The organism is Streptococcus handemini (assembly GCF_040984445.1).
In the GTDB taxonomy this organism is placed as follows: domain Bacteria; phylum Bacillota; class Bacilli; order Lactobacillales; family Streptococcaceae; genus Streptococcus; species Streptococcus handemini.
Genome location: NZ_JBFRYH010000083.1, coordinates 1 through 7,511, shown reverse-complemented (window position 1 = coordinate 7,511; position 7,511 = coordinate 1). Strand labels below are relative to the sequence as shown.

Genomic DNA, 7,511 nt, shown 5'->3' with positions numbered 1-7,511 from the left:
TAGTAGCTATCTACCAAGTCCTTCTCAAGAAAGAAAACTACAACCCAATCTTGCAAGGCTTAACCGAAATCAGAAACCCTGACAAGACAATGTCTGTTCAAGATGCTATTCGATACGCACAACAACACGGTTTTAACGTCGTTTCATTTTAAAAATCAGGTTTCAAGACCTCTTTTTAGTATGCCCAAAATTTGGGTAAACAATAGTTCAATTAACTTTGACTTTTTTCAAACTTGTCCTCCCTTTGCTACGATTATCTGATTTCGCAGGCCTGGAGTAACAATCATCTGATTTTCTTTGGTAATGATGATCGCTTCAATCCCTTCTTGCTCTTGAACTGTTTGGTAGACTTCTTGAATTGGTTGTCCGAATAAACGAGTAGTCCAGATTTCTCCATCAACAGATTGTTTGGAAACAATGGTCAGACTTGCGACATCACTTGCGACAGGATAGCCTGTCTGACTATCAAAGATATGGTGGTAGGTTTTTCCTTCATGGGTAAAGGTCCGTTCGTAGATGCCTGAAGTGACAACTGAGCCTTCTTTTATTTTTAGAATGGCAATATTATTTCCTCTTGGAAAATTTGGGTGTTGAATGCCGATATGCCAATTGCCATCTGCATTGTGGCTAGCTTGTCCAAATGTCAAAACATTGCCACCTAGATTGATGAGACCTTTTGATACGCCAACGCGGCGTAAATGTTCGACAATCCGATCCGCAATATAACCTTTAGCAAGAGCACCCAGATCAATGGCCATTCCTTCTTTTTGTAAATAAACAGACTGCATTTCCTCATCTAATTCAATGTCTTGCGGATTGATTAAGGCCAATTTTTCATCAATCTCTGCTTGGCTAGGAACACGCGCATCTGAAAAGCCAATCCGCCAAGTTTGGATTAAGGGGCCAATCGTGATATTTAAACGGCTATTTGGAGCGCAGCTATGAACCTTTCCAATTGCAATCAATTCAAACAAATCAGCCGCAACAGGAACTGCTTGAACCCCTGCATTGTAATTCACTTCCATCAAGTCAGATGTTAAATCGTTGGCCGAAAATCGATCCTTATATAGATATAAGAGTTCTTCTACTTGGTCTAAAATAGACTCCGCCTCTGGGTGCCAAATTTTCATATCAATAACTGTTCCCATGAGACGAAGTTGTCGACTACTCGCTTGCATCTGCCGCCACCTGTTTCAATTCTTGGTAAATTTGCTCATTTTCTTCAATTGAATATGAATTAGCTCCACTAGCTAAAGGATGGCCGCCTCCGTGGTGGCGCTTGGCAATTTCATTGATGGGAAGAAACTTACTGCGCAACCGCACCCGATAAGAACCATCCGGTTGCTCGACAAAAATCCCCCAGCTTTTGACCGTATTGACACGACCAGGTACTCCGACAATAAAGGAAGTATCTGCATCTCCAATCCCAAATTTTCTGAGCAAGTTTTGGCTGAGAAGGACACGTGCTGCTCCATTTTCATCGACTTCCAAATGGTCGTATACATAACCAATTAACTTAGCAACGCTATAATCAACTGACTCCATTTGTCTCGAAAGACCCGCAAAATCGAACTCATACTGACGAAGTTTTGCCACAATTTCAAAAGTTTTTGCAGACGTCGCTGGATACAAAAAGCGTCCTGTATCACCGATAATACCCGCATAGAGTAAATAGGCAATGTCCGCATCTAATTCCAACCCCATGTCAAAGGCAAGCTGGGCAATCATTTCGCTACAAGAGCTGGCACTGGTATTGACCCATGAAAGATCACCGTAGACTTCATCGTTGGGATGGTGGTCAATCTTGATGAGAAAATCCCCCTGATCATAGCGCTTGTCATCAATACGAGCTTGATTGGCAGTATCTGTCACAATAACCAAAGCACCTTGATAGTCCTCATCTGCTACTGCCTCCATCTGCGCCAGCCAAGCAAGATTTGGCTCCGTATATCCTGTAATCTTGACCGTTTTTTCTGGAAAATTTTTCTGTAATACGCGCTGTAATCCCACCTGACTGCCTAAAGCATCTGGATCAGGCCGCATATGACGATGAATGACAATGGTCTGGTACTCTTTTATTTTTTCTAAGATTTTTTCTAACATGCTACGCACTCCTTTTTTTCATTCTATCATAAAAGTGGCGCTTTTGAAAATTTGGAGAATATGGTATACTAAGGCTATCATCTATTTTGGGAGGAAACTATGGCACTAGCAAAAATTGTCTACGCTAGTATGACAGGCAATACTGAAGAAATTGCGGATATTGTCGCAAATAAATTGGAAGAACTCGGTCTTGAGGTACACAATGACGAATGTACCACTGTTGAAACAGAAGAAATCTTAGATGCAGATATCATCATCGTAGCGACCTATACCTATTCGTACGGTGCAGATGGCGAATTGCCTGATGAAATCGTTGATTTCTACACAGACTTAGCTGATTATGACTTAACAGGAAAAATCTATGGCGTCTGTGGATCTGGCGATACCTTCTATGAAGATTTCTGCAAATCAGTAGACGATTTTGACCTCATGCTCGCTTCTCGTGGGGCAACCAAAGGGGCAGAGAATGTCAAGGTCGACTTAGCAGCTGAAGAAGATGATATTGTGAACCTCGAACGCTTTGCAACAGACCTCGTAGCTGCTTTGGAGAACTAAACAACAAGTAAAAGACGGACTAGGTAAACTGGTCCGTCTTTTACTTATTCTTTCTTCCCCTTGCTATCTGAAATTTTCCTACATGATGACTAGCTCCCACTTTTTCTGAGCTAATTGTCCCTTCTCAAGCGCCTTCTTCACAGCACAGTTTGGCTCTATCTGATGTTTACAATCAGAAAAGCGGCACTCTGAAGCAAGGGACAGAATATCCTCAAACAAAATACTCTCATCTGCTATTTGGTGCGTTTCAATACCTTTAAAACCTGGAGTATCAATCAAATAGTAGTCTAAGGTTTTTGAATAGAGAAAATAGCTACTTGTTGTGTGTCTTCCCTTCACATCTTTCCGAACATCACCGACTAGCATGACGGTGTTGGAAAATAGTTGATTGGCCAAACTAGACTTCCCAACTCCAGAACTACCGATGACCAATCTACTCTTTTTTAGTCTGTTTAAACGCATCAAGAGAGAAGACAAGGGAAGATTACGGTTTTTAGCGACCATCACCTTGCTATCAAACTGCTCGTTGCAAACTATAAATAGACTGCTTGCGATTGACAAGGTAGCTGATGATCACGGTAATGGTAAAAAATGGGAGATGGTGAAAGCCAAAGACCTCTCCACCAATCAATATAGGAGCAAGTAAGGTATTGGTTGCACTGGCAAAGACACTTATATAACCTGCTGCTGCAACTATCTCTACCGGAAGTCCAAAAAATGGAGCCAAGATGACACCAAGAGAGGCACCGATAGCAAATAAGGGTGTCACCTCTCCTCCTTGAAATCCAGCTGCTAAGGTGACAGTTGTAAAAAGCAATTTCAGTAGAAAATCATAGGAATAGATTTGCTGGTTTGAAAAGCTCTGTTCAATCAAATTCGTCCCCAAACCTGCATAGCGCCCAAAGTGAGCTAAACCAATGGCTAGACTAAGCACAAGACCAATGATAGCAATTCTCCAATAAGGATTGGGCAGATAGTGAAGAGTCTGTTTTTTTAGATACTGCTGTAGAGAAATAAAAGCATTTCCAGTCAGACCAAAGAAAAGGCCCAAGATGACACATTTAATAAACACTAGAATGGTTAACTCTGGAGTAGCCGCAATCAAATGAGTAAATTTTTCCAAACCTAGAATATGAGAAAAGCTACTTGCAGTATAGACCGCAACAAGAGCTGGAAGTAAGGCATACAATTGAAGCTGGCCAATCGCAAGCACCTCTATGGAGAAAAACAAGGCTGCAAGTGGAGTTTGAAACAAGCCTGCAAAACCCGCTGCCATACCTGTCACTAGAATCACTTGCTCGTGCTTAGGAAAGGTAAAAAAGCGGTCAAAGTGATGAGAAATAGCTGCACCAAGCTGGACTGCAACTCCTTCTCGACCAGCACTCCCACCAAATAAATGGGTTAGCCAAGTGGACAGGATGACAAGAGGAATGAGCGAAAAAGGAATCTTTCTGCCCTCACCATGAGCTACCTCAAAAACAAGTGACATTCCTTTTTGCGCTTCCTTGCTAAAACGCTGGTAAAGAAAAACAATCACCAGTCCTGCTAATCCCAGAAAAGGCAAGAGGCCACTAATGTGGCTCGTCCGCCATTCTCCAATCCAGAGCAAAACACGACCAAAAAGGGTCATTAGGCCACCTGTCATCAGACCGATGATTAGACCAAACACAGCTAAACGAATCGATAGAGTATAGGGATGCTGATAACTATTCTTTATGGGTATCATCACTCCTCCTTCTTATTTTATTCTCAAAGCAATTAATTGAGCCTCAAAATGATGATTACAACACAAAATCCAAACATCTAAATTAAAAAAACCTACAGCAATAACTGTTTGACCTTACTGATTTCTGATTCGTTGACAACCAAGAAAATGGTCGCACCTGCATGGAGGACTGTATTCCCAGAGACTACTTCTGATTTTTGATGATGAATCTGAGTTGTCAGTAAGATATTTTTCGGTAAGGCTAACTCCCGCACTCGTTTCCCAGCTAGCTTGTCCGATACAATCAGCTCAATCAGTGTTGGCTCGATGATATTGGAAGGTGCTGTGACAGACATTTTTGCCAGCATGGCTTCGTAAATAGGCTCCCCTTTTAACAAATCCATCACAATATAAGATACGAGAGTAACCACACCAATAGCCATCAATTGCTTCAAATCGCCTACCATCTCTGTCACTAAAATCATGGCAGTAAGCGGAGCCTTGGAAATGGCACCAAAATACCCTGCCATGCCCAAGACGATAAATAAAGGAAGGGCAGTTTCCGAAATAAGATGAAGTTGCTCAAGAGTTAGACCAAAAGCCATGCCCAATAGAGAACCCAAGGTTAGCATGGGCAAAAAGATACCGCCTGGCAGGCCACTACTATAGGAAATCATGCTCCAAACAAAGCGAATGAGAAAATACAGACAGATTGTCGCTAAGACCTGATGTTCTTGAGCAAGTGAAATAATCAATCGATGTCCTCCACCTAGTAGCTGTGGGTAGAGATAGCCAATCGGAATCATCAACAAAATGCCAATCACCCCATAAGAATAAGACGGTATCCGACATTTTTCTCCAAGAAAATCATAGAAACGATGAAAGTTTAAAATAACTTTTTCATATCCAAAGCCCATTAGACCTAAAAAGATTCCCAAAAGTACAAAAATCCAGTATTGTTTTAAGGAGAGAAAAGGCAATTCTTGATTCATCGATAGAACAGGGGTCAAACCAAAAATATTTAGCGAGATGAAATTGGCCACAAGACTTGCTACTAGGGCTGTTACCCAAACCATACGTGAAAAATGGTGATAAATTTCTTCTACTACAAAAAGAAGACCGGCAATCGGTGCATTAAAGGCCGCTGAAAGTCCTGCTGCTGCTCCACTAGCAATAAAGGCTCTCGTTTCTAATGGGCTGGCTTTCAGGAATTTCGCTACGCCTTTCGCGGACATGGCCCCCAACTGAATACTCGGTCCCTCACGCCCTAGCATAAATCCCATTGAAATAGCACATACACCTGCCACAAATTTTTTCCAAAGTACACTCCACCAGTCAGTACGCAGTAGTCCCTTCAATTCTCCTTCAATATGGGGAATCCCTGATCCCTTAATATCTGGATCAGACTTGACTAACAGACTAATCAGCCAAACCACCAGTAGACTGACTAGAGTAATAGGTATTAGGCGGATTGGATTAGCTTGAGCAGCATGATACTGCGAAAGAACCAGTTCAAAAAGTAGCTCAATCGCTAGACGAAATAAGCTAACCACTATCCCTGAGACAATCCCCACCACTATCCCACGCCAGACAAAACCCATAATCGAGCTTGCTGAAAACCGGAACTCCCTATGATGATTTTCCATAATTTTTCTCCTATCCTTATCCTCAATGAATAACTCCATAAAAAAGTAACTGCTCTATTTAGTGAGCTTTCAGGATTTCTTATTCTTATTTTACCAAATCCCAACTATTTTTTCGAGGGGAAATAGGTTAATGAGAAAAATACTACACTATTTGCATCTATTATCGCTCGTTTCAGCTAAATATATAGAATAGATGGTATCGACAAGAGTACTGAAGAACTCTTTTAGTTTGCCCCTTCCTTGCCCCTCACTTATATTTTAGACATCATAAAACCCTTGAAAACATTGATGTTACAAGGGCTTTTAAAATTTTAATATCTCCCCTGCAGGAATCGAACCTGCAACTAATTCTTAGGAGGAATTTGTTATATCCATTTAACTAAGGGAAGGTTCTTTTATTGTATCGTAGACAGGGCAAGATTGCAAGAAAAAAATGAAAAGCACCCTTACGGGTGCTTGCATCCACTATAGGACTGAGATACCAATCGTTGATTAACGACGGATTTCTTTGATACGCGCAGCTTTTCCTTGCAATGCACGTAGGTAGTACAATTTCGCACGACGTACTTTACCGTAACGTACTACTTCGATTTTATCAACACGTGGAGTGTGGATTGGGAAGGTACGTTCTACACCGATACCGCTTGAGATCTTGCGGACAGTATACATTTCTGAGATTCCTTGACCTTTACGAGAGATTACAACACCCTCAAAAATCTGGATACGCTCACGACTTCCCTCAACAACCTTCGCGTGAACACGCACAGTGTCACCAGGACGGAATGCAGGGATATCAGTACGAAGTTGACCCTCTGTCAAACTTTGAATTAATGGATTCATGTTTTCTATTCTCCTATCTTGCCAATCATGAGAGCATGGTCCCAGCGGATTAACCGTTTTTTGTGTGTCCATTACACACGCTCTCTATTATATACAAATATTACGCACTTGTAAAGTAAAATATGTGACTATTTTTTAGAAAATAGTGTGCCGATTTAGCTTTTTTTAAGAAAGAGAAACTATACTATACCTAAGCTGAAGACAGCGAATTTTCTTTTTCATATTTATAATTCATTCCTTTCGTTTCACTCAAGGCACAACACTAAATGAAAATGTGTTGTGCTCTTTATTTTGCTCTATAATATAAAATGAGAAGGCCAATCACGACTACAAATCACGGGGAGGAGAGTAAGTGAGTAGTTCAGCTACTACCTCGAATGTTTATAGGTGTGGTTCTTCCTATCAAGCACAACTAACTGTGACTGTGAGCACGTAAACTTATAATTGAATAAGCGACTCGTTTGTGAAAGGGAAGAATAGTCAAGGGATAGGCACTTCTCAAATAGTGCGAAGGGAGACCCCTCATGTTAAAAATCGTTTACCCTAATTGTTGTGGCATCGATGTGCATAAAACCTTTATCGTAGCGGTTATTGCCATCACCGACAATCAAGGAATCACTAGCTATCATCGTAAACGTTTCTCAACCTTTACAAATGGCTTA

At 41.2% G+C, this 7,511-nt stretch carries 7 protein-coding genes, 1 tRNA gene and 2 pseudogenes; 3 read left to right on the top strand and 7 right to left on the bottom strand.

Annotated elements, in window-relative coordinates:
* A pseudogene (locus ABPH35_RS09865) lies at positions 1–152 on the top strand (IS110 family transposase); the annotation flags it as partial.
* A gap of 75 nt (positions 153–227) precedes the next feature.
* Here ABPH35_RS09865 and ABPH35_RS09860 read toward each other — a convergent pair.
* Entirely contained in the window at positions 228–1,178 is a 951-nt protein-coding gene (locus ABPH35_RS09860; RefSeq protein WP_349989555.1) for an FAD:protein FMN transferase, read from the bottom strand.
* Complete coding sequence (locus ABPH35_RS09855) at positions 1,165–2,103, bottom strand: DHH family phosphoesterase (RefSeq protein WP_349989554.1); 939 nt, start codon at positions 2,101–2,103, stop codon at positions 1,165–1,167. Before ABPH35_RS09855 ends, ABPH35_RS09860 begins: the two co-directional genes overlap by 14 nt.
* A gap of 99 nt (positions 2,104–2,202) precedes the next feature.
* Here ABPH35_RS09855 and ABPH35_RS09850 point away from each other — a divergent pair, with 99 nt between their 5' ends.
* A complete protein-coding gene (locus ABPH35_RS09850) occupies positions 2,203–2,658 on the top strand; it encodes a flavodoxin (RefSeq protein WP_349989553.1) in 456 nt (151 codons plus the stop codon).
* Between the two features lie 78 nt (positions 2,659–2,736).
* Here the strand turns inward: ABPH35_RS09850 and rsgA are convergent, their stop codons facing one another.
* The 5 genes from rsgA to rplS form a co-directional block, all read right to left on the bottom strand.
* Positions 2,737–3,162 carry a ribosome small subunit-dependent GTPase A gene (rsgA, locus tag ABPH35_RS09845; RefSeq protein ID WP_368849784.1) on the bottom strand — a complete coding sequence of 142 codons (426 nt, stop codon included), beginning with the start codon at positions 3,160–3,162 and terminating at the stop codon, positions 2,737–2,739.
* A gap of 10 nt (positions 3,163–3,172) precedes the next feature.
* Positions 3,173–4,384, bottom strand: coding sequence for a chloride channel protein (locus ABPH35_RS09840; protein ID WP_368849783.1), 1,212 nt, complete (start codon positions 4,382–4,384; stop codon positions 3,173–3,175).
* A 92-nt stretch (positions 4,385–4,476) separates the two neighbouring features.
* The gene (locus ABPH35_RS09835; RefSeq protein WP_349989550.1) at positions 4,477–6,009 is read right to left on the bottom strand and encodes a ClC family H(+)/Cl(-) exchange transporter; all 1,533 of its coding nucleotides are present in this window, start codon (positions 6,007–6,009) and stop codon (positions 4,477–4,479) included.
* A 317-nt stretch (positions 6,010–6,326) separates the two neighbouring features.
* A tRNA-Arg gene (locus ABPH35_RS09830) sits at positions 6,327–6,398 on the bottom strand.
* A gap of 103 nt (positions 6,399–6,501) precedes the next feature.
* Complete coding sequence (gene rplS / locus ABPH35_RS09825) at positions 6,502–6,849, bottom strand: 50S ribosomal protein L19 (protein WP_067085767.1); 348 nt, start codon at positions 6,847–6,849, stop codon at positions 6,502–6,504.
* A 524-nt stretch (positions 6,850–7,373) separates the two neighbouring features.
* On the opposite strand from rplS, the pseudogene ABPH35_RS09820 reads away from it, so the two are divergent.
* Positions 7,374–7,511, top strand: a pseudogene (locus tag ABPH35_RS09820) (IS110 family transposase); the annotation flags it as partial.

What these genes read in the sequence shown, in the direction of transcription:
- ABPH35_RS09860 (WP_349989555.1), bottom strand. Translation starts at nt 1,178, where the DNA reads ATGCAAGCGAGTAGTCGACAACTTCGTCTCATGGGAACAGTTATTGAT.
- ABPH35_RS09855 (WP_349989554.1), bottom strand. Translation starts at nt 2,103, where the DNA reads ATGTTAGAAAAAATCTTAGAAAAAATAAAAGAGTACCAGACCATTGTC.
- ABPH35_RS09850 (WP_349989553.1), top strand. Translation starts at nt 2,203, where the DNA reads ATGGCACTAGCAAAAATTGTCTACGCTAGTATGACAGGCAATACTGAA.
- rsgA (WP_368849784.1), bottom strand. Translation starts at nt 3,162, where the DNA reads ATGGTCGCTAAAAACCGTAATCTTCCCTTGTCTTCTCTCTTGATGCGT.
- ABPH35_RS09840 (WP_368849783.1), bottom strand. Translation starts at nt 4,384, where the DNA reads ATGATACCCATAAAGAATAGTTATCAGCATCCCTATACTCTATCGATT.
- ABPH35_RS09835 (WP_349989550.1), bottom strand. Translation starts at nt 6,009, where the DNA reads ATGGAAAATCATCATAGGGAGTTCCGGTTTTCAGCAAGCTCGATTATG.
- rplS (WP_067085767.1), bottom strand. Translation starts at nt 6,849, where the DNA reads ATGAATCCATTAATTCAAAGTTTGACAGAGGGTCAACTTCGTACTGAT.